Genomic DNA, 19,503 nt, shown 5'->3' on the forward strand with positions numbered 1-19,503 from the left:
TATCCTAAATAGCAGCAGTTAGCCCCAAGCTTGTGTATTTAGTTTGAGAGGAAAAATCAATAATTAAATATAGCATTATGAAAAACTTAAAGAAAGCGTTACTGCTTATGGCGGTAGCATGTTGTTTTGTAACTACTAGTGGGTGTGTAGATGTAGAAGATACAGATTGTCCTGCAGGTTATTCTTATAATTATGAGACTAAGCTTTGTGAAATGGATATATTACCAGGTGTAGAGTAAGCAGCTTTAAAGAAAAAGATAATCCTGTTTATGAAAAAGAGCTTATGAATTTACTAATTAATAAGCTCTTTTAGTATTTTGTAATAATAGAAACCGTTAGTTCCTTTAAAAGCTCTTATTCTTCTTCATATACGTTGAACATAATAGCATAGCCATACTCTTCAGCCTCTTCATAAAGTTCTTTGTAGTCTTCTTCTACATTTTCTATGCTATCTAAAATTTCATAATCTTCTTCCATTTCTGTAATTTCCCATTCTTCATCTTCAAGGTAAAATTTGAATAAGGCGTAGGCTCCATCAACATCTTTATAATCTATAAATATAGTGGCATAAGCACCAAGTGCTTTACCAAACCACTCAGAACCTTCTTTTGGCTTTACGTCTGCAATAATTTGTAACATACTTATTTTCTTTTACTTGCTAATTAATTTTAAATAAAAGTTTCATAATTTATTATGAAATACTTCTTAGGTAAAGATAGTTGGTTTTTAATTAGAAATAGAAAGGAAATAAAGGAACGGAGTTCTTACGAATAAATTATACCTAGTATAAGGGTGAAAATCTACACTTAATTTACCTTTTATGCTATAAAAAAATTGTATTTTACACCAACCAGTAGTGCTAACATTTGTTAGTGAAAATAAACAAAGAGAATGAAGAATTTATATACATATGCATTTTTAAGCATATTATTGATTACCTGTAAACTACAAGCACAACGTAACCAAGGGTTAGAAGAAAGAAAAGTATTTGTAGAAAACCTTACTAAAATAGCAGAACCCATATTAAAAAATCTGGCTAACGATAAACTCAAGGCTACAATGCCAGTAGAAAAGGCGGCCAACCCCTATGGAGGTAGAGAAGAGGTAGTGCACTTAGAGGCTGTAGGCAGAACTTTAGCCGGTATTGCCCCATGGTTGGCACTTGGTGTTGACGCTACTAAAGAAGGAAAACTGCGCAAAAAATATATTGACTGGGCGGTAAGCGGAATTACCAATGCGGTTAACCCCGAAGCAAACGATTATTTAAACTTTTCTGGTGAAGGACAACCTTTGGTAGATGCTGCCTTTTTTGCACAGGCTTTGTTGAGGGCTCCGCATCAATTATGGGATAATTTAGATACTACTACCCAACAGCGGGTGTTGTTAGAGCTTAAGAAAACCAGAGCTACCTCACCACCTTATATGAACTGGTTGTTGTTTAGTGCTATGATAGAAGCTACTTTGCTTAAGTTTGAAGGTAAAGCAGATATGATGCGTATTGAGTATGCATTACTAAAACATGATGAATGGTATTTAGGAGATGGTACTTACGGAGACGGACCTAATTTTCATTGGGATTATTACAATAGCTTTGTTATTCAACCCATGTTGTTAGATATACTAGCTGTTCTAAAAGAAAAGGAAACAGCATTAGAAAGCTATAGGTATAAAGATAAGTTTATAACCAACGCAAGTGTTTTTTATGAGAGAGCGCAACGGTATGCTGCTGTACAAGAACGTTTCATAAGTACCACTGGAACCTACCCACCTATAGGCCGCTCGTTAGCATATAGATTTGGAGTGTTTCAGGCATTAGCACAAATAGCCCTGTTTCAGCAATTACCAGAACCCTTAGAACCTGCACAGGTGAGAGAAGCGCTATTTACTGTGGTAGAAAATCAAATAAATGCTCCAGGAACATTTGACGCAAACGGTTGGTTAACTATTGGTTTTTATGGGCATCAGCCATCGGTAGCTGAGCCTTATATTACTACCGGTAGTTTGTATTTATGTACTACTGCATTTTTGGTGCTTGGTTTACCGGAAGATGCTCCGTTTTGGCAAGATGCTCCAAAACCTTGGACTCAAAAACAAATTTGGGAGGGCGGCATAGTACCTATAGATCATGCACATTAGTAGCTGAGTTTGTAAAATGGTGGATGACTTTGGGGAAAGATTCGGGGTGAGTATTTGTTTAATAGGCTCTTTAACATACGTAAAAGGGGATCATTGGACTGTTTTTTCTGATAGTTTAAGTTATGGAGCTGGAGGAGGAATTATCAAGTTAACATTTTAGGGGATACAGATTCATGGAGTATGGTAATGGTTAACCACTATAAAAAATTGGCAGGATTAAATAAAAAACTAATTAGAAGATGTATAGAAAGTTTATGATTTTATATTTAATAGTTGTTTTATTCTCATTTGGTTGTAGTAGTGAGAATAATAATAATGATTTAAAAGTAAGAATATTAAATGAATCAATCAAAATATCAGATTCTTTAATTAAAGATAATTTTTTAACTGGGGATAGTTTTTCTGGTCAGGTTATTAATTTTGAATTCATAAATAAAAGTAAATATAATTATTTCTTTTTACCTTTTACTAATAATATGAGTCAAGGCAGTATAAGATATAATTGTTTTCCAGAATCGAATAAGGGTTTGAGTTTAACAAATCTAAAGATATACATGGAAGATATGAATAAATCACTCGAACTAAAGATACCAATATTACACAGATATCCAGACAGTCAAGTGAATATTTTGAATGAACGATTTGTAAAATTAGGAAATAAAACTATAGACCTTTATAAGGAGGATGGATATTCTGAAATATTAAAACATATGAATGCTGCGGCATATCTTATAATACCTGCTCATTCAAAATTATATTTTGAAATACCAATAGAAATAAAGTATCATTCGATGAATGAAGAAATAACCTCCGAATTTTATGAGGTCGAAGTATATACAAACTATGCATCGTCATTATTTTTTAAAGCGGATACCACTCACATAAAGAAATATTTACCAGAAAGTTTAGTTAAAACAATAGAAGAGAATAATTTTAAAATTTTTCATGGTGAGTTGGAGTCTAATAGAATACCTATTGAACTAAAAAAATGAAAATAAAAACTCTAGAATACAAAATATTTTAAATGTTATACTAAGTAAGTATTATGAAAGTTATAAAAATATTAGCTATAATTTTAATTTTAGAATTATTTAATGTAACTAATTTAAAAGGTCAAGATTGTAAAAAATAAGTTGATGTTGTATATGGGAATGAAAAAATAGAAATTACATATTTAAATGGATTTATTAATTTTTTAAATAAAGAAACGAATAAATACTTAATGAAAATCGAGTATTCATCCTTTGATGATGAAATTTTAAATTGGAAAAGTATATTATTAAATGATAGTTCTATACAAGGTTCTTTTTTAGATAAGAACATATTATTATTGTCAGTTAAAGAGATTAATACTATGTCTAATATTTTAATTTTTAATTTAGAGACTAGAGAATTACTTAAAATTAGAGATCATAAGTTTTTAACCACCTCTTTACCTCTCGTAATGTTTAATTCAAATAAAAATAGATTAATTATTCCACATTTACCTACACTAAATGATGATGATACTTATTCATTGGATTTATATTATTATAAAGTGGAAAATAATTCAGTAGTGTATTTATTTAATAAAGTAATCAATGAACGTGATAATATTTATGAGGAAAATGTTTTAAAAGACATTTTATTAAAACAAAATTCACAATAACAGAAAAGAATTAGATCTTGAAATGAATGTTTCCCTAGCACTGCATATGATAACAATACAAAACTACCCAATTAATGAAAGGAATGCATTGGAGAGGAGCTGCTCTAGCTCCCGCAAGTGTCGCGCTAGTTGCGGTGTGAGTTAGAAAGATATACAGAGCCCAACTTTAAAAAAGGTGGGCTTTTTATTTGTAATAGTTTTAAAATAAGAAACTTCTTACTATATTTAAATTGATAAAAGTTTATTATTTGATTTGCCAATGATTAACAATTATTATTACGGTGCCCGCTATTACAACCCAAAAACCAGTATTTGGTTAAGTGTTGACCCGTTGACGGAGCAGCGTCTTGGCATCTCACCGTACAATTATGTCCAGAATAACCCTCTAAATAGGATAGATCCCACAGGAGCTCTGGATGAATCCGTACAAAATCCTGATGATATTATTTTTAGCAATAATAATGGAGAGGAGTTAGGGAGAGTTGTAATGGAAGGAGATGATATAAATATTAAAATAGATACAGACATTTCAGTTGATAATCCTGTTATAGTAAACGTTAACGATCTTAAGAAAGAGTTAGGAGTTGATAAATTAGATGCTATAGGTATAGGTGTAGAATATAGTGCAACTGTAGGAGGAGGACTTAATGCTGGTTTTGAGGCTGTATATTTTTTAAGCGGAAAAAACCAAGATGAAGCTTTTTTATATGATAAAATAGGAGGTAATGTAGGTTATGAAGGTTCTGTAGGTGCATATGGATTTGTAGCAGTAAAAGGAGATAATAATGTTACAGCTGATAGTTGGGTTGGAAAATCTAACTCTTTTAGTGTTGGTTATGAAACATTAGGGTTTTCATACTTTTGGACTAATACAGATGGAAGCGCTGATATATTTCCAGGCTTATTAGGAGATGTTGATTGGCAAGGTGTGTCTGTCCCTGCGGGTTTGAGTGCACGTGCAGGAGGTAAATGGAGCGTTTCTGATTATTCTTATGCAGAATGGGCTGGAGATAAAGGGAAAATTTATTCTAGTAAGAATTAGAATAATCTGTAAAAAAACATATAGATTTTAACGCATGACTCAATTTAAAAATTTTAAATTATTGACTAATAATGAAAATTAGATTAGATTTCACGAATTTAAATAAGGTTTTATTATTAAATCATATAAAGGAAGAACTTATAAAATATCAAATTAGTAAGGTCATTTTAGAAGGTGATAAACTTTTATTAAAAAATAATTTTTTTAATAATTTACAAAGTAATTTGAATCCATTTGCATATACCAAAAAAGGAGTCATTTATATTAGTAATACAAAGACATATGATGAATTAATTTACAATTATAATTATTTTAAATTTCCTTTATATTTATGCATAATTTCATTTGTTCTTATTTTTATTTGGAACATAGCAATTCTTATTTTTCTTTATTTTTCATTCATGTCTGTTATATCTCATTATCTATTTAAATATAAACAAAAAAAAGCATTAATGTCAATACTAAAGAAATTAGAAGATGGTAGTAAGTTTTCAAATTAGGATATGAATAAAATAGTAAACAGACACCTTTTTTAAAAAAAGAGGTGGGCTTTTTATTTGTAATAGTTTTATTTAAGAAACTTCTTACTATATTTAAATTGGTAAAATGGTTTATTCTTTGGAATACCATGGACTAGTAATTATTATTACGGTGCAAGGTATTACAACCCAAAAACGAGTATTTGGTTAAGTGTTGACCCATTGGCTGATAAATACCCGGGGTGGTCTCCTTATAATTATTGTATGTTGAATCCGGTGCGGTTGGTGGATCCAAATGGGATGTATGTTACTGGAGGACCAGGAGATGGAGAGAAAGATAATGAAGAAACTTATGATGAGGATAGGAAAATATATTCAGATTATGCAAATTCACTAGCCGCTGTTGAAATTACTGGCAGAAAAAAACCAGGTCAATGGAGTAGTCAAGTAGGAATTAGTGGTTGTGCAACTTGGTCGTCGCCTTTGACAAGTATGTCTCAATTTAACGACTATTATGGTACAAATTTTGATGATGATGACTATCATGGGGCAAAGGCTTGGTATGATAATCAGATAGAAGCAGCACGAAGAGAAGCACGTATTCAGGACTTTTACGCAGGTCGTCAAGAAATGAGTTTGGGTGTATTAGAATTGATGTATTGTATTGTTTCTACAGTGCAACTGGTTGAAGTTGGTGTGTTAGGTTATGCTGCAGTCTCAGAGTGGGGTACTGCTGCTGCTGCTAAGGGGGCATTTAGCCCAAAAGCTTTTGCTGATGATATATTTAAGTTTAATAAAGCTACTGATGGAGGTGGTGTTTTATTAAATGGAAATCCAGCTTCAGCTATCAATTCAGCAATGTATTATGAGACTGCAGCCGAACAAGGGGCATCAATTTTTAGGTCAATCTCTCACGGACACATGTTTATGAATGGTAATAAAAGAACGGCAGTAGCAGCTTTTCAAGCATTTGCACGTCAGAACGGATTAAAGACAGTAAGTCTACAACAAATGATGAATGTTGCTACAAAGGTCTCAACAGGACAAGTAACAGATGTGTCATAAATAGCCAAAATGCTCATAAAATAAGATGGTTGAAATAACGAAAATATTAGAAAAGCAATCTGTGTCCTTTGATGATTTGTTAGCCTGTTTTGAGCAAGTTAAGGAAAACGGGGATGTAGCAGTGATTAAATTTGACGGAGAAAGGGTAGAAAATCAGTATACCGTTTTCATTTCTTTCCCTCAAAATGAGAATAAATCAATGATAAGAGCTGATAGTGATGACTTAAAAGATGCTCTTTCAAACGTGTTGAAGAGTTATGTCAATTAAGTAAGCTCTTGTATCATTAAGGAAATTAAAAGCCTCACAGAGATGTGGGGCTTTTTTATTTATTGGCGTAAGCCTGTCCAGCTTTGTGGTCTCTGATAATGAGGTCTATAAAGTGAAAAATCCTATTTTTTTCTTCCTGTGGTAAGTTCCCCAGCTCCCGCTAGCGTCGCGCTAGTGGAATTCATGAGTAAGTAATCAAATAATGTTAAACATAAATCACGCTTCTACTAGAAGCGTGATTTTTTATATAAGCATATTCAAATGAACTTTTGTGTATAAATAGTAGTAATCTAGTAACGTTATTTGCCAATACATAAGTTAACTTCCCCTTATTTTAACAGTGTTTGGGTAGGGTAGTGGTGTAAAACTATTGTAATTATAGCTTCTATTATGTTAGGAAAATAATTAAGATTTAGGTTTTTACCAATAGAGCTTTCAATAGTTACGCCCCGCCAAACTTAAATTGTGATGGTCAGTAAAAATAACAACCGCCTTCGGGCGGTTTTTTAAGTTACATAATGCTCTGGAGCTTGGTCTGTTTTAGGAAAGAGTCCAGCAGTTCCATCACGACATTCCTTTTATCTTCTGGCAGTTTTTGAATATCCGTAATTTTCTTCAGTAGGTCTTTTTACAGAGCCGTGTCTGTGTTCCCTACTAAATAATCCAAAGACACATCAAGGGCATCCGCAATCTTGCGAGCAATCTCAATAGAGGGTTTTACTTCGAGCCTTTCATAACGACAATCACAGCACGGTGAACACGCCAACTCCCACTAGCGTCACGCTAGTGGCGGTAAGATAGAGAAAGATAATTACAAATCTATAGAAAATAAAAAAAACCTCTTGAGAATCAAGAGGTTTCTGAGGTCTGTTTTCTTAGCGTAGACGGGAGTTGAACCCGTGACCTCAGGGTTATGAGAATGTGGTGTAGGTTGGTTACAAGGTTTTCCGCTGTCTATGATCAACGTTTTACGTAAAGATCTACCCAAAGCCATAGCTGCAGATAACCCAGCAAAACTTCCTCCTATAATAATCACTTCATAATCTGTTGTTGTATTCATATTATGATCTTTTTAGAGTGTGTTAACTTATTTTTTTTAAAAGCACTTTCGTTACGTTAAATAGATCCCTACCTTTATTTAGCAGTTCAGTAGAAAGCCCATGTGGGGAATATCAACTACCTACGAGCAGTTTTATCTAAAAGGTATGTGAAATCTAATATGATTTATAATGGTAAACTATAAGGATTATCCTTATAAATGGCATGTAGTGTAGTTTGTGTATTACACACCCATCATAGTTTTCCAAAGGTTTAAGCTGTACTTGGATTGTTTTACAAATTCTTCCATTTGAGCAGCTGTCATGGGTAATTTATAAGGGCGACATTCAGCAATTACAATTTCAAAACATAGTAAATCATCAAAACCAACTTCTTTTAGGGCATTGAATTGAGCTAAATAATCAATATGTCCAGTACCAATTCCACCTCTTCCAGAATCTGAAACGTGGTAGCTATACAATAAATCACCACCAATTTTGTGAATAGGCGATATCATATCTTTCTCTGTAATGTTCATATGAAAACTGTCTAAGACAAGTTTTACATTGCTAGGACTTCCTGCAGCCTCATAAATTTGTAGCAGTTCTGCAGCGGTTTGTCCTTGTGGTACTTCGTAATGGCAACAAGCTTCGTAAGAAAGTAGAATATCTTTTCCTTTGGCATAATCACTTAACTGTTTTACAGCTTCGCCAATTTGTTGCATAGCAGCCTCGTAGCTAGGTTGATTTTTTGTCCAGAAAGATAAACCTTGTAATGTGCTCATAGGAACGCCCAACTCAATAGCATAGTCAATTACTTTTTTATAGAAAGCTACTGAGTTTTTTAGAGTAGCATCTTCATCGGTATCAGGTTTACAACTAAGCGGATCATAACTGGTTAATGCTATGTCATATGCTTTTGATTTTGCTACTACATCCTTGGCATCGTATTTTTTAAAGTCACCACAAAACTGTAATCCTGTATAACCAATTTCTTTTACTTTACTAAATAATTCGTCTAAATCATCCAGACCAAACGTCCAGCTAATAGTTGCTAATTTCATCTCTTTCTTTTTTGGGTTTTCAATAGTTTTTGCTGTTGCTGCAAGTGGATGCTCATTGGCAAATCCGGATAAAGTTCCGCCGACTATTGCTGCAGAGGCCAAAGCCGATTGTTTAAAAAATTTTCTTCTTGTATTCATAGCATTGTGTTTTTTAATTTGAAATATTCCTACTTACAAACTGTATAAAGTCTTGCATTTCTTTTGGGGAAATAGAATGACTCATTCCTTCATACGTATGAAAATCTGTTTGAAAATTGTGCGCTGTTAACCATGTATTAGATGCAGTTGCACTACTTTCAGGAATCCTGTTGTCAGCAGTTCCGTGTCCTATAAAAATAGCGACAGCGATATTATTTTCTTTGATCACTTTTTCTTTTTCTGAATTGAACAAAACACCACTAAACACACCGATACCTTTACAAAGTTTTGGATATAATAAACCCATTTGATAACTCATATTGGCACCTTGGCTAAAACCTGAAATAAAAGTATGATCAGCATTGATATGGAATTGTTGCTGTGTTTTTTGAACCAGTTTTTGAATTAATTCTTGACTTGTAGAAAGATCAGAAGCTTTTCCTCCAAAATTGGTTCCTTTGGAAGTACTTTGGTACCATTGGTAAGCCCCGTTTCTTAACGTAAATGGTGCTCTTGCTGAGATTATGGTGTAGTTTTTAGGAAAAAATCGGGCGAGTCCAAGTAAGTCATTTTCATTTGAACCATAACCATGAAGTAACACTAATAAAACTTCATTTTCCTTATTGGTAGCACGTTTCATTTTGTAAAATAACGTGTCAGTTACAGGTGTCGTTTCTGTAATTTTAATTTGATTTTTTACGGGAAAAGCACTTTCAGGGGTTGCATTGCAAGGAATGCTATACAGGAAACCTATGATGAGTATGGAAATATATTTTATCATCTATTCAAATGTTGGAATTATCTTTTCAGTTTGAAGTTCTTTGAATGTATTGATCAATTTAGTTTCGGTGTCGCCATTCATTTCGTGAAAACCAAACCTTCTGGCTTTGTTTACATCCTGAAAAGCATCGGTTTCTACATTAAAGATAAAATCACCAAATCCCCACTGAACCAATTCATCAAGTTCATAAGCTTTCAAACCGTATTTTTTAACCATTTTTTTCCAAAGGTCTTTCTTGCCGGGCATATATTCATTTAGAGCGAAAGTTTGTGGTTCTGCTACCGAAACCCCAAAAAATTCTCCAATTTTTGGCCAAAGTTGACTCCATCTAAAAACATCGCCATTGGTAATATTGAAAATTTCATTTTCAGTCTCTTTGTTTTCTGCAGCCCATTGCATTGCTTTCGATAAAACATCTACATGGGTTACATTGGCTAAAATTTCATAAGCTTTTGCCGAACCTGGAAAACGCATGGGAATACCTTCTTCTTTACAAAGACTTGCGTATACTGATAATAGGTTTGCCATATTCATTGGATTTTTAATAGTGAAGCCCATTACAATATCGGGTCTGATGGCTGTCCAATTCCATGATTTTCCTTTGGAAATAGTCCTTAGATAATCTTCTTGATCATAATAAAAGTTAGGAGTGATACTTCTAAGATCCGTTTCATAAGCGGGTGTTTTATAAAAACCTAAATGTGCGCCATACGCTTTTCCTCCTTGAATGAATAGAATGCGCTCTAGCTTTGGTAAATAATCTTCTACTTTATCGACCAAATTAGTTAACAAGGAAAGATTGGCTTCCGTTTGCTCGTACGGGTCTTGTTTTTCGCTATAGGCTGCATAGAAAATATGGGTAACTTCTTTAAGCTTTTTTGCATGTTTTTTTACCGCATTGCTTTTACTAAGATCCATCGCAACAAATGCAGCTTTCGTTTCATAAGTTAATGTTGAACGCGACGTGATGACGACATTCCATTCTTCCTGTTCCTGAAGATATTGACCTAGATTTTTGCCTATAATTCCGTTTCCGCCAACAATTAAGGCGGTATGCTTGGTATTTTTCATGTTATGCTTTTTTGTTGCGCACATTTAGTGCGTCTGTTTTTTTGATGGTGAAGAAGTCGTAGATGGCGAGCACCCCAATAATGGCAATAATTTGTAGCGTTAACTGAAAGTCTTCCACTTGATAATTGGAGCCATTTCCGTGGTAATTAGCTGAAAGATGCAAAAGTAAAGCGCCTATAGAAATCCCTGTGGCTAACGCAATTTGGCGAAGTGTACTGTTTAATGTGTTGGCATTGTTCATTTCCTTATCATTTATATCTGCAAAAGCCAACGTATTCATACTACTGTATTGCATAGACCGCGTGAGGCCACTACAAAATAATAATGCTGCCATTAACCAATAAGGTGTTTCTGGTTGTAAGTACGATTGTAAAAAGACAGCCAATGCAAGGAGCAAACCATTTACCACTAAAACCGCTTTAAAGTTGAATTTGCGAGTAATCCAGATGGTAGCGGGTTTCATGGCTAAATTTCCTATCATACTAAACATATACAAAAGGCCAGCATTGAAAGCCGACATTCCAAAACCAATCTGAAAGAATAAAGGCAGCACATAAGGAGCTGTATTAATTACAATTTGAGTAATAGTTCCTGAAGTGAATGTAACTTTAAAGGTTCTTATCTTCATCACGGAATAGTCGATCAAAGGATGTTCAATTTTGAAGGAATGCCATACCGAAATTCCCAATAATATAAGAGCACCTACAAATAATGAAATAACCAATGCAAGATTGATATGCGTTTCACTGGCTAGTTCAATTCCTATCATAAATGCTAATAAACCAATACCGCTGAGTAAAAATCCTACCCAGTCTAATTTCTTTTTGAAATGCTGTGTACTTTTTGGGATGTACTTAAAGGTTAGCAAAATAGCAATAATACCTAAGGGGACATTCACAAAAAATATCCAATGCCAAGTGAAATAGGTAGTAAAAAATCCACCTAGAAAAGGACCACAAATAGGCCCTGCCAATCCGGGCCAACTTAAATAAGCGATGGTTGTTACCAAATCTTTCTTTTCGGTATTGCTTAATACTGCTAATCGACCTACCGGAACCATTAAGGCTCCAAAAATTCCCTGAAGAATTCTGGCTCCAATGAATATTGGTAAGGAATAGGATAATCCACAAAGTGCTGAGCTTATGGTAAAACCTGCAATGGCGATACTGAAAATATTTCGGGTTCCAAACCGTTCTGCAAACCATCCGCTTATAGGAATGAAAACCGCCAACATAATCACATAAGAAGTAATCCCCATACTCATGGTTACCGGATCTACACTAAAATCCTGTGCCATTTTAGGTATTGCGGTTGTAATGGCGGTACTGTCTAAATTTTCCATGAAGAACGTACCACCAACAATGAGTGCTATAATGAGCGATTTTCTATTCAAAAAGTGTATGATTTAGTTAAAAAATAAAACTGCGATACAGATTAAGTATCACAGTTTTTGAAATTAATTAGTTACTAGCGTTGTTTAGCAATGCTAAATCTTCAGCGTCTAATTGTAATGCTGGCGCATTGAATAATGTTTGTAATTGACTTTCGCTGGTAGCACTTGCAATTGGTGCTCCAATTTGTGGTTGTGCTAAAAGCCAAGCCAAAGAAACAGTTGCTTGAGAAGTATTATGTTTTTCAGCTACCTTATCCAAAGCAGTTATAACACCCAAACCTTTATCTGTTAAGTATTTTTCTACGCTTCCACCACGTACACTTTTGTTTAAATCTTCTTTGGAACGGTACTTACCTGTTAAAAATCCGGCTGCTAAAGACCAATAAGGGAACACTGTTAGATTGTATTTCTTTGCTAAGGCCGCATAATTACTTTCGTAACCCTCACGTTCCATTAAATTATAATGCGGTTGCAATGCTTCGTATTTTGGTAAACCATTTTTTTCTGAAGCAGCAAAAGAAGCTTCTAAACGTTCCGGAGAAATATTAGAGGCAGCAATGTAGCGTACTTTACCTGCTTTGATGATTTCGTCATACGCTTCTAGCGTTTCTTCAACAGGTGTTTTTTCGTCATCAAAATGGGTGTAGTACAAATCAATATAATCTGTTTGAAGGCGCTGTAATGATTTGTCAACCGCTTCTAAAATATGTTTTTTGCTAGTGTCCACAGGGTGAGTTCCTGTTTCTCCACCTACTTTGGTAGCCAAAACAATATCTTTACGATTGCCACGCTCTTTCATCCATTTTCCTAGAATGGTTTCAGACTGTCCGCCTTCGCCTCCGTCTATCCAGTACGAATACATATCGGCAGTATCAATAAAATTGAAGCCCTTTGCTACAAATGCATCTAAGATTTGAAATGATTTTTTTTCGTCTAAGGTCCATCCAAAAACATTTCCTCCCAAGTTGATAGGAGCTACTTCTAGATCGGTATTTCCAATTTTTATTTTTTTCATGATTTTTTATTTAGTGATAATTAATCCTTCTTTTAAAATTCCTTTTTTTACCAATTGTGGTTGAATAATATCATCGTGATTCACAATGAGTTGAATTCCTTCCTTACTTGGAAGTTGGTTGAGCCAATCCAGTTCAAACTGAATCATAGTGGCGTCTTCTCCAATGCGATCACGCTGACTTTTTGGTTTTTGTTTTTTCTCTAGAATTCCAGTATAACTCCAGCTAACATCACCGGTTACTATATATTCTTTCCCGTCTTTAAATTGAATGTATATCATGATTTCTCCCGGTGTATGACCAGGCGCTTTGATTAAAACAACTCCTGGTGCTACGGGTAAAATGTCTTCAAAATCTACCAATGTAAAATCGGTAAGTTGAGAAGATTTCATTTGTAGCTCGGGCATTTGAGGCTTGTTCAAAAGCGTTGTTATCATTTGCTTGGTGAGCATAGTTTTGGGAGCTATATCACTGTAAAATTCAGATCGTAAAACACCTGCTACATGGTCACCGTGTTCATGAGTGATAATGATTTTTTTTGCACCTTTTAAAGCGAGTTGAATGCTGTCATTTTTCTTAGCGAAATAGGGTTGTTGCTTTCCATGACCAAAAAATTGATGCACTTCTTTATCCATTCCAGCATCGATCATGATATAGCCATCTTTGAAAACAAGCTGATACGCCGTTCGTGCTTGTATGTATGGGGTTTCATCTCCGCCTTCAACGGTAGCACTAAACGTTCTTGGACTTTCCGCAAACTTTATATAATGTAAACTTTCAGCTTTTTCTCCTGGAACTGAGTTCGCTGCAATTCTGATTTTTTTCAATAGCGATTCATTATAGGTAATGTTAGTGAGTTCTTGTGCGTGGGACACAAAACTCACTAAACATAGTATCTGGGCTATGAAAAAGTTACTTTTCAATATCTTCATAACTTATGTGAATGATTTTTCCTTCTTCGGCACTTCTTCTCACGGCGTCCATAACAGTCATGGTTCTATAACCGTCCCAGCCGGATACTGGGGAAGGTGCATTATTGATGATGGTTTGATAAACAGCATCAAAATATTCAAAGTAATTTCCTTCTTCACTTTTGATAAATTCCGTGATTTTATCACCATCTTCTAAATAACTTAATTTTCCGTCTTTGTGATCTTTATGGTTCACCCAATCTTCTCTACTTGGAATTGCACCTGCAATAAGTCTGTCCTCTTGGATATCTGTTCGGTCTTGCAAATAAGATCCGTTGCGGCCATGAAAAACGTAGCCGTATTCGTGTTCCAAAGAAATATCTGTGGCTCTTAATTTGACTCTTTTATCTGGATAAATCAGCGTAGCTAAAAAGTAATCTTCTACAGGAGAATCTTTACGCAATGCTGTAAAATCTGCCAGAACCGCATCTGGAATTCCAAATAATTTCACTGCCTGATCTGTGATGTGTGAACCACGATTATTGTATTCTCCACCACTTTTAGGATGTTCGGTATGCACATCGCCACGTACGTTTGGGACAAAAAAGTCATACGAAATGGTAGCTTCTACCAATTCTCCAAGTTTATCCATTTCCAGTACTTTTTGGGTTGTTTTAAAATCAGAATCGTATCTTCTGTTTTGGAAAACAAATAGATAAACTCCTCTGCTTTTCGCAAGCAAATGCAATTCTTTAGCTTCTTCAGCAGTATTGGTGAAAGCTTTTTCTACAATAGCATGTTTCCCGGCTTCTAACACTTTTTTTGCGTATTCAAAATGTGTATCAATGGGGGTGTTTACCACAACTAAATCTACTTGATCATCTGCTAAAACAGCTTCTAGCGAAGGATAACTTTCCGTATAGTCATAATCATTTTGAATTTTCTTTTTTGAGCGTTCCCAAGCACCTTTCAAAAGGTAACCTTCTGAAACGTCAAGAAATGGAGCAAAAAAAGTCTTGCCAGAAAAACCGTAACCTAGTAATACGGTGCGAATTGTGTTTATTGTCATTTTTTGTGTTTTTAGGGGAAATGTATTTTTATTATTGTCCTATGGATTTTTCCATAAGAATTCTCCAAACATTCATGGGCAACCATTCTTCATAATTCATCCAATGTTTGTAGTTGGGCAATTCTACTTTATTTGGAATTTCGAAAAGATTGGTTCCTTTATCTAATTCTGCCTGAACAGCAGCATATAATTCATTAAAGTAATTTTGAATTAGGTGTAGATCTTTGCGACTTCCTACAGCTCTCACGTGTGACATAAGTAGTGTATCAAATTCTAACTGATCTATTTTCTTTAAAGAAGTAACCCAGTTGGAAGGGTCAGCATCGGGTAGATAAGCATACAAAACTCTATCGGGTACTACCAGATCTATTGAGAAGACGGTGTTGTGTTCGGGGAATCGAAAGGTGGTCATTCCATCGCCATGATTTCTTCCGTAGAAATATAATTCTATTGTTTTTCCACCAATTGTGTATGTAGTGAACTCGCCTTCCCAAGTTTCATCTGGCATGATAACTTTTGGATTTGGTGCAATGGTTTCTTTTGCTTTTATATGACTGATGATGGTTGCGCCTTGATCTTTAAACAATTGTCCGCCACTGATATGATCCCAATGATTGTGGCTATAAAAAAGATGGGTTACCGGTAAATCAGTCACTTTCTTGATAGCTTTCATCGTGGCTTTGGCATGTATTTCATCTAAGGGGTCAATTACTACAACACCAGTATCTGTGATGTAAAATAGCGAATAGGTGCGGTCGCCAACCATATACAAATTGTCTTTAACCTTGATGATTTCTATATCTTTCGCCTTTACAAGCGTTACAGCAAAAAGAGTTAAAAAAAAGATGAGTTGTTTCATGTAAATTTAAATTGGGTTTTGGTTATAAGATTTGGCTTTATAGTAGGGGACTCTTTTCAGAAAATAAACCTCAATTATTTTTCAATTTTGATGAAAACAAGCCTTTGTTATAGTCAGCAAATAGATACAATATAGCAAAATAAAGGCCGTATACCATTTCAATATAAATGGCATTCCAGTTTTCTTGAAAAGACATTCCAAAAATGAGTATACAAATAAGCATTACTCCAATGGTGGCAGAAGCCTTCATTTTAAAACCAACAATTAATGCTATTCCTAAGAGAAGTTCTAAAAAAGGAAGTAGATATGCGAATGGTTGTACTATGGCTAATGGAAATGCAGTTTCCGAAAAACCTTTCGTCATTCCTTCTGTAAATTGTTGTAATTTAGGGATTCGGATAAATCCATGTCCTAAAAAACTAAAACCAATAGGGAGCCTGGCTAGTGTGTATGCAGTTACATTTTCTTTCATAGCTTCAATTTTAATCAAAGAAACAAAGACTTCTATGGCTTTTATTGTAAAAAACAACTAATGTTTTGTAAAAAATTACGAAAAGTATATGCTACATTATATTGAAGAATAATTAGATTTATACAGCAAACAAGTGTTGAATGCTATTGGTTTAAAGAAGTTTGCAAACGTAATTTATCATGTTATAATGTGGATGCGAGCCTTGCGACAAGGCTACCTTTGGTACAATAAGGATATTTCTTTGGAGACGGCAAGTAGAGGTTTGAAAAAGGCAGTGACTACTGATGTTTTTTGTTAAAAATGAATATTTTGCTGAAAAGAAACGAGTTGAAGTAAGGAATCTATCAACAACGAATTTATTTTTTTTATCCAAAATACTGAATATTAGCAAGATGATTCAAGATAGGTTCAAACGCACAAACGGTTACTCGGTTATAGTAAGCAGCATTTTTACTGGTTCATAAAATATCGTGGAAGAATTTCTTAGGATGCTGTCTATATTGAATTTGTAGATTTAGGAATCTGCTCTACAAGTGCTTACGCTAGTATTAATTTTTTAAAATAAAATCAAAGGAAGAGTTGTAATCATCCTCCGATTCATAGACAATGAAATAACTATAGGTGTTAACCTATAAAGAATATTATATACTATTAAATCTATTGAAGAACTCCGTTTAGGAGCTTTTCAATAGATTTAAATGCCACCAAATGAGTCTGAAAAATGTTAAAGTTTATACTTTAACAGTGTGTTGTACCTATGTTGTACCCAAGAAAATAAAGTCCATAAAAAAAGGCCTCCGATCTCTCGAAAGCCTTGATTTTACTGGTAGCGAAGACGGGAGTTGAACCCGTGACCTCAGGGTTATGAATCCTGCGCTCTAACCAACTGAGCTACCTCGCCATTTGTATTGCATCTCTCAATGCGGGTGCAAATATATAACTTAATTTAAATACTCCAAATACTTTCGCAAAAATAATTATATATCTTTTTATTTTGATTTTTTAATTAAATACCTATATTGTCAATCTGATATTTTTTTACAATTAACGAACATTTCTATGGAAGAAAAGGTAAAGTATGAGTTAGAATTTGTGGTACAATCATCACCATCTTTGTTATATCAATATATTTCTACGCCTTCAGGCTTGTCTGAATGGTTTGCAGATAATGTAAACTCTAGAGGAGAACGTTTCACCTTTATTTGGGATGGAGCTGAAGAAGAAGCTAAATTGGTTAAAAAGAAAAATGGTGAATTAGTAAAATTCCGTTGGGCAGCTAATGAAGATAGTTCATTTTTTGAAATGAAAATTGTTGTTGACGAAATTACTAAAGATGTATCGTTACTTATTACTGACTTTGCTGAAGAGGATGAGGTTGATGAAGCTAAAATGCTTTGGGAAAATCAAATCTCTGATTTAAAACAAGTATTAGGTTCTGCTTAAAATATACTTCTAAAATATATGAATTAAGTATCTTTGCCCTGAATTTTTCAGGGCTTTTTTTATGATTAATTATAACGGAACTATACAACCAACAGATACTAAACAACTTACTTTTAATAACAGAGGTTTTAAATTTGGTGATGCCTTGTTTGAAACTATCAGAGTTATAGATGGTAAGGTTATTTTTGCAGAGGAACATTACTTACGTTTAATGGCTTCTATGCGTATTATGCGTATGGAAATACCTATGGAATATACCTTGGAGTTTTTTGAAAGTGAGATATTAAAGTTGGTAGAGGCTACCGGGTTTAAGAATAAACCACTGAAAATTAGGTTTAACGTTTTTAGAAACGATGGTGGTTTGTATGCACCAACCACCAATGATGTTACGTTTTATATTCAGGCAAATTTACTTACCAATCCGTTTTATATAATGGATGATGCGCCTTATGAGGTAGATTTGTATAAAGATTTTTATCAGGCTCCTGGTTTATTATCTTCTATTAAAACAAATAATAAAGCATTACAAGTAGTAGGGAGTGTTTATGCTAAAGAAAACGACCTTCATAACTGTTTGATATTAAACACCGATAAAAGTGTGGTAGAAGCTTTAAATGGTAATTTGTTTTTGGTAAAAGGTACTACCGTGAAAACGCCACCTTTAAAAGATGGTTGTTTAAATGGTATAATTAGAAAACAGGTGCTAGCAATTTTAAAAAAGATTGAAGGGTATACTATTGAAGAAACATCTATTTCTCCGTTTGAACTTCAAAAGGCAGATGAGCTTTTTATAACCAATACGGTAGTGGGTATTCAGCCTATTACTAAATATCGTAAAAAGACATATACCAATAGTTTTTCTAAAGGTTTATTGGGTAAATTAAATGCAGTAGTGCGTTTGGGGTAGGGTTATAAGCGCTTAGAGGGGCTAAGCGTATTATTTAATGCTTATTCTTTAGATAAAGTAACTTTGTTAGCTATAGTTTTTATTTTTTAATTAAAACTTGGGTTTTCGGGTGCATTTGCCCACAATAAATAGTCGCCACCTAATTCTTGAATCTTTTCTTTCCAAAAGCTTCCTGAGGGTTTTCGTATCACATTGCTGCTATAAGTGTTTTTGGTAACAACCCATGAGTTAGCATCTAACTCATCTGTTAATTGTTGAGCTTCCCAGCCAGAGTATCCCAGAAAAAACTTAATATCTTTTTCTTTTATTTGGTTGTCATTTATTAAGTGTACTATACTTTCAAAATCGCCACCCCAATAAATACCAGAGGCTATTTCTATACTATTTGGTATAAGCTCAGGTATTTTATGAATAAAATATAAATTTTCTTGTTCCACCGGGCCACCATTGTACACCTTAAATGTTTTATGAATTTCGGGTACAATTTCATGTAGTTTAAAGTCCAGCGGTTTATTTAATATAAAACCAACGGAACCCACACTGTTATGATCTGCCAATAAAATTACCGACCTATTAAAGGAAATATCACCTATAATGGAAGGCTCGGCAATAAGTAAAAGTCCTTTTTGGGGTTTTAGAGCTTCCATACGCAATAACTTTTATTTAAACTTATAATATTTTATTTACAAATACAAATGTATGTATAA

Annotated in this window: 21 protein-coding genes, 1 tRNA gene and 1 pseudogene; 9 read left to right on the forward strand and 14 right to left on the reverse strand. The window is 34.1% G+C overall.

What is annotated here, in order from left to right; all coding sequences use genetic code 11:
- Positions 1 to 77 precede the first annotated feature (77 nt).
- Positions 78 to 239, forward strand: a complete 162-nt coding sequence (locus tag Y10_RS08230) for a hypothetical protein (RefSeq protein WP_281764907.1) — start codon at positions 78 to 80, stop codon at positions 237 to 239.
- Positions 240 to 354: 115 nt separating this feature from the next.
- Here Y10_RS08230 and Y10_RS08235 read toward each other — a convergent pair whose 3' ends face one another.
- The gene (locus tag Y10_RS08235; RefSeq protein ID WP_281764908.1) at positions 355 to 639 is read right to left on the reverse strand and encodes a hypothetical protein; all 285 of its coding nucleotides are present in this window, start codon (positions 637 to 639) and stop codon (positions 355 to 357) included.
- Positions 640 to 891: 252 nt separating this feature from the next.
- Between Y10_RS08235 and Y10_RS08240 the strand changes: the two genes are divergently transcribed.
- From Y10_RS08240 to Y10_RS08265, 6 genes are all read left to right on the forward strand, one after another.
- Positions 892 to 2,136: a DUF2264 domain-containing protein gene (locus Y10_RS08240; protein ID WP_281764909.1), complete on the forward strand. Its 1,245-nt coding sequence runs from the start codon at positions 892 to 894 to the stop codon at positions 2,134 to 2,136.
- Between the two features lie 239 nt (positions 2,137 to 2,375).
- Positions 2,376 to 3,128, forward strand: a complete 753-nt coding sequence (locus Y10_RS08245) for a hypothetical protein (RefSeq protein ID WP_281764910.1) — start codon at positions 2,376 to 2,378, stop codon at positions 3,126 to 3,128.
- 230 nt (positions 3,129 to 3,358) lie between these two features.
- Entirely contained in the window at positions 3,359 to 3,784 is a 426-nt protein-coding gene (locus Y10_RS08250) for a hypothetical protein (RefSeq protein ID WP_281764911.1), read from the forward strand.
- A gap of 259 nt (positions 3,785 to 4,043) precedes the next feature.
- On the forward strand, positions 4,044 to 4,826 hold the full coding sequence (locus Y10_RS08255) for an RHS repeat-associated core domain-containing protein (RefSeq protein WP_281764912.1): 783 nt from the start codon (positions 4,044 to 4,046) through the stop codon (positions 4,824 to 4,826).
- Positions 4,827 to 5,449: 623 nt separating this feature from the next.
- A complete protein-coding gene (locus tag Y10_RS08260) occupies positions 5,450 to 6,370 on the forward strand; it encodes an RHS repeat-associated core domain-containing protein (RefSeq protein ID WP_281765692.1) in 921 nt (306 codons plus the stop codon).
- Between the two features lie 25 nt (positions 6,371 to 6,395).
- Positions 6,396 to 6,638 carry a hypothetical protein gene (locus Y10_RS08265; protein ID WP_281764913.1) on the forward strand — a complete coding sequence of 81 codons (243 nt, stop codon included), beginning with the start codon at positions 6,396 to 6,398 and terminating at the stop codon, positions 6,636 to 6,638.
- 628 nt (positions 6,639 to 7,266) lie between these two features.
- Here Y10_RS08265 and Y10_RS16965 read toward each other — a convergent pair.
- The 12 genes and pseudogenes from Y10_RS16965 to Y10_RS08320 form a co-directional block, all read right to left on the reverse strand.
- Positions 7,267 to 7,404, reverse strand: coding sequence for a helix-turn-helix domain-containing protein (locus tag Y10_RS16965; protein ID WP_408733613.1), 138 nt, complete (start codon positions 7,402 to 7,404; stop codon positions 7,267 to 7,269).
- Between the two features lie 144 nt (positions 7,405 to 7,548).
- Positions 7,549 to 7,698 (reverse strand): annotated as a pseudogene (locus Y10_RS08270) (NAD(P)/FAD-dependent oxidoreductase); the annotation flags it as partial.
- A gap of 222 nt (positions 7,699 to 7,920) precedes the next feature.
- Positions 7,921 to 8,877: a sugar phosphate isomerase/epimerase family protein gene (locus Y10_RS08275; protein ID WP_281764914.1), complete on the reverse strand. Its 957-nt coding sequence runs from the start codon at positions 8,875 to 8,877 to the stop codon at positions 7,921 to 7,923.
- A 13-nt stretch (positions 8,878 to 8,890) separates the two neighbouring features.
- The gene (locus tag Y10_RS08280) at positions 8,891 to 9,658 is read right to left on the reverse strand and encodes an alpha/beta hydrolase (protein ID WP_281764915.1); all 768 of its coding nucleotides are present in this window, start codon (positions 9,656 to 9,658) and stop codon (positions 8,891 to 8,893) included.
- Positions 9,659 to 10,729: an SDR family oxidoreductase gene (locus Y10_RS08285; protein WP_281764916.1), complete on the reverse strand. Its 1,071-nt coding sequence runs from the start codon at positions 10,727 to 10,729 to the stop codon at positions 9,659 to 9,661. It abuts the gene before it with no gap.
- A 1-nt stretch (position 10,730) separates the two neighbouring features.
- Positions 10,731 to 12,122, reverse strand: a complete 1,392-nt coding sequence (locus Y10_RS08290) for a DHA2 family efflux MFS transporter permease subunit (RefSeq protein ID WP_281764917.1) — start codon at positions 12,120 to 12,122, stop codon at positions 10,731 to 10,733.
- Between the two features lie 67 nt (positions 12,123 to 12,189).
- On the reverse strand, positions 12,190 to 13,137 hold the full coding sequence (locus Y10_RS08295) for an aldo/keto reductase (RefSeq protein WP_281764918.1): 948 nt from the start codon (positions 13,135 to 13,137) through the stop codon (positions 12,190 to 12,192).
- A 6-nt stretch (positions 13,138 to 13,143) separates the two neighbouring features.
- Complete coding sequence (locus tag Y10_RS08300) at positions 13,144 to 13,962, reverse strand: MBL fold metallo-hydrolase (RefSeq protein WP_281764919.1); 819 nt, start codon at positions 13,960 to 13,962, stop codon at positions 13,144 to 13,146.
- An 85-nt stretch (positions 13,963 to 14,047) separates the two neighbouring features.
- Positions 14,048 to 15,115 (reverse strand): Gfo/Idh/MocA family oxidoreductase, encoded by a 1,068-nt coding sequence (locus Y10_RS08305; protein ID WP_281764920.1) that lies wholly within the window; start codon positions 15,113 to 15,115, stop codon positions 14,048 to 14,050.
- 31 nt (positions 15,116 to 15,146) lie between these two features.
- Entirely contained in the window at positions 15,147 to 15,974 is an 828-nt protein-coding gene (locus Y10_RS08310) for an MBL fold metallo-hydrolase (protein ID WP_281764921.1), read from the reverse strand.
- A 70-nt stretch (positions 15,975 to 16,044) separates the two neighbouring features.
- The gene (locus tag Y10_RS08315) at positions 16,045 to 16,446 is read right to left on the reverse strand and encodes a DoxX family membrane protein (protein WP_281764922.1); all 402 of its coding nucleotides are present in this window, start codon (positions 16,444 to 16,446) and stop codon (positions 16,045 to 16,047) included.
- An 824-nt stretch (positions 16,447 to 17,270) separates the two neighbouring features.
- Positions 17,271 to 17,347: transfer RNA gene (locus tag Y10_RS08320), tRNA-Met, on the reverse strand.
- 158 nt (positions 17,348 to 17,505) lie between these two features.
- Here Y10_RS08320 and Y10_RS08325 point away from each other — a divergent pair.
- Both Y10_RS08325 and Y10_RS08330 read left to right on the forward strand, forming a co-directional pair.
- Positions 17,506 to 17,889, forward strand: coding sequence for an START-like domain-containing protein (locus tag Y10_RS08325; protein WP_281764923.1), 384 nt, complete (start codon positions 17,506 to 17,508; stop codon positions 17,887 to 17,889).
- Between the two features lie 61 nt (positions 17,890 to 17,950).
- A complete protein-coding gene (locus Y10_RS08330) occupies positions 17,951 to 18,796 on the forward strand; it encodes an aminotransferase class IV (RefSeq protein ID WP_281764924.1) in 846 nt (281 codons plus the stop codon).
- A gap of 86 nt (positions 18,797 to 18,882) precedes the next feature.
- Here Y10_RS08330 and Y10_RS08335 read toward each other — a convergent pair whose 3' ends face one another.
- On the reverse strand, positions 18,883 to 19,443 hold the full coding sequence (locus tag Y10_RS08335) for a YqgE/AlgH family protein (RefSeq protein ID WP_281764925.1): 561 nt from the start codon (positions 19,441 to 19,443) through the stop codon (positions 18,883 to 18,885).
- Between the last annotated feature and the right edge of the window lie 60 nt (positions 19,444 to 19,503).

The sequence above is a fragment of the Neptunitalea lumnitzerae genome (assembly GCF_027924185.1).
In the GTDB taxonomy this organism is placed as follows: Bacteria; Bacteroidota; Bacteroidia; order Flavobacteriales; family Flavobacteriaceae; genus Neptunitalea; species Neptunitalea lumnitzerae.

Bases quoted from the DNA above. Each gene is read 5' to 3' on its own strand.
- Y10_RS08330 (WP_281764924.1), top strand. From the start codon at position 17,951: ATGATTAATTATAACGGAACTATACAACCAACAGATACTAAACAACTT.
- Y10_RS08310 (WP_281764921.1), bottom strand. From the start codon at position 15,974: ATGAAACAACTCATCTTTTTTTTAACTCTTTTTGCTGTAACGCTTGTA.
- Y10_RS08275 (WP_281764914.1), bottom strand. From the start codon at position 8,877: ATGAATACAAGAAGAAAATTTTTTAAACAATCGGCTTTGGCCTCTGCA.
- Y10_RS08280 (WP_281764915.1), bottom strand. From the start codon at position 9,658: ATGATAAAATATATTTCCATACTCATCATAGGTTTCCTGTATAGCATT.
- Y10_RS08235 (WP_281764908.1), bottom strand. From the start codon at position 639: ATGTTACAAATTATTGCAGACGTAAAGCCAAAAGAAGGTTCTGAGTGG.
- Y10_RS08250 (WP_281764911.1), top strand. From the start codon at position 3,359: ATGAAAATCGAGTATTCATCCTTTGATGATGAAATTTTAAATTGGAAA.
- Y10_RS08255 (WP_281764912.1), top strand. From the start codon at position 4,044: ATGATTAACAATTATTATTACGGTGCCCGCTATTACAACCCAAAAACC.
- Y10_RS08325 (WP_281764923.1), top strand. From the start codon at position 17,506: ATGGAAGAAAAGGTAAAGTATGAGTTAGAATTTGTGGTACAATCATCA.
- Y10_RS08265 (WP_281764913.1), top strand. From the start codon at position 6,396: ATGGTTGAAATAACGAAAATATTAGAAAAGCAATCTGTGTCCTTTGAT.
- Y10_RS08335 (WP_281764925.1), bottom strand. From the start codon at position 19,443: ATGGAAGCTCTAAAACCCCAAAAAGGACTTTTACTTATTGCCGAGCCT.
- Y10_RS08315 (WP_281764922.1), bottom strand. From the start codon at position 16,446: ATGAAAGAAAATGTAACTGCATACACACTAGCCAGGCTCCCTATTGGT.
- Y10_RS08245 (WP_281764910.1), top strand. From the start codon at position 2,376: ATGTATAGAAAGTTTATGATTTTATATTTAATAGTTGTTTTATTCTCA.
- Y10_RS08295 (WP_281764918.1), bottom strand. From the start codon at position 13,137: ATGAAAAAAATAAAAATTGGAAATACCGATCTAGAAGTAGCTCCTATC.
- Y10_RS08305 (WP_281764920.1), bottom strand. From the start codon at position 15,115: ATGACAATAAACACAATTCGCACCGTATTACTAGGTTACGGTTTTTCT.
- Y10_RS08240 (WP_281764909.1), top strand. From the start codon at position 892: ATGAAGAATTTATATACATATGCATTTTTAAGCATATTATTGATTACC.
- Y10_RS08230 (WP_281764907.1), top strand. From the start codon at position 78: ATGAAAAACTTAAAGAAAGCGTTACTGCTTATGGCGGTAGCATGTTGT.
- Y10_RS08285 (WP_281764916.1), bottom strand. From the start codon at position 10,729: ATGAAAAATACCAAGCATACCGCCTTAATTGTTGGCGGAAACGGAATT.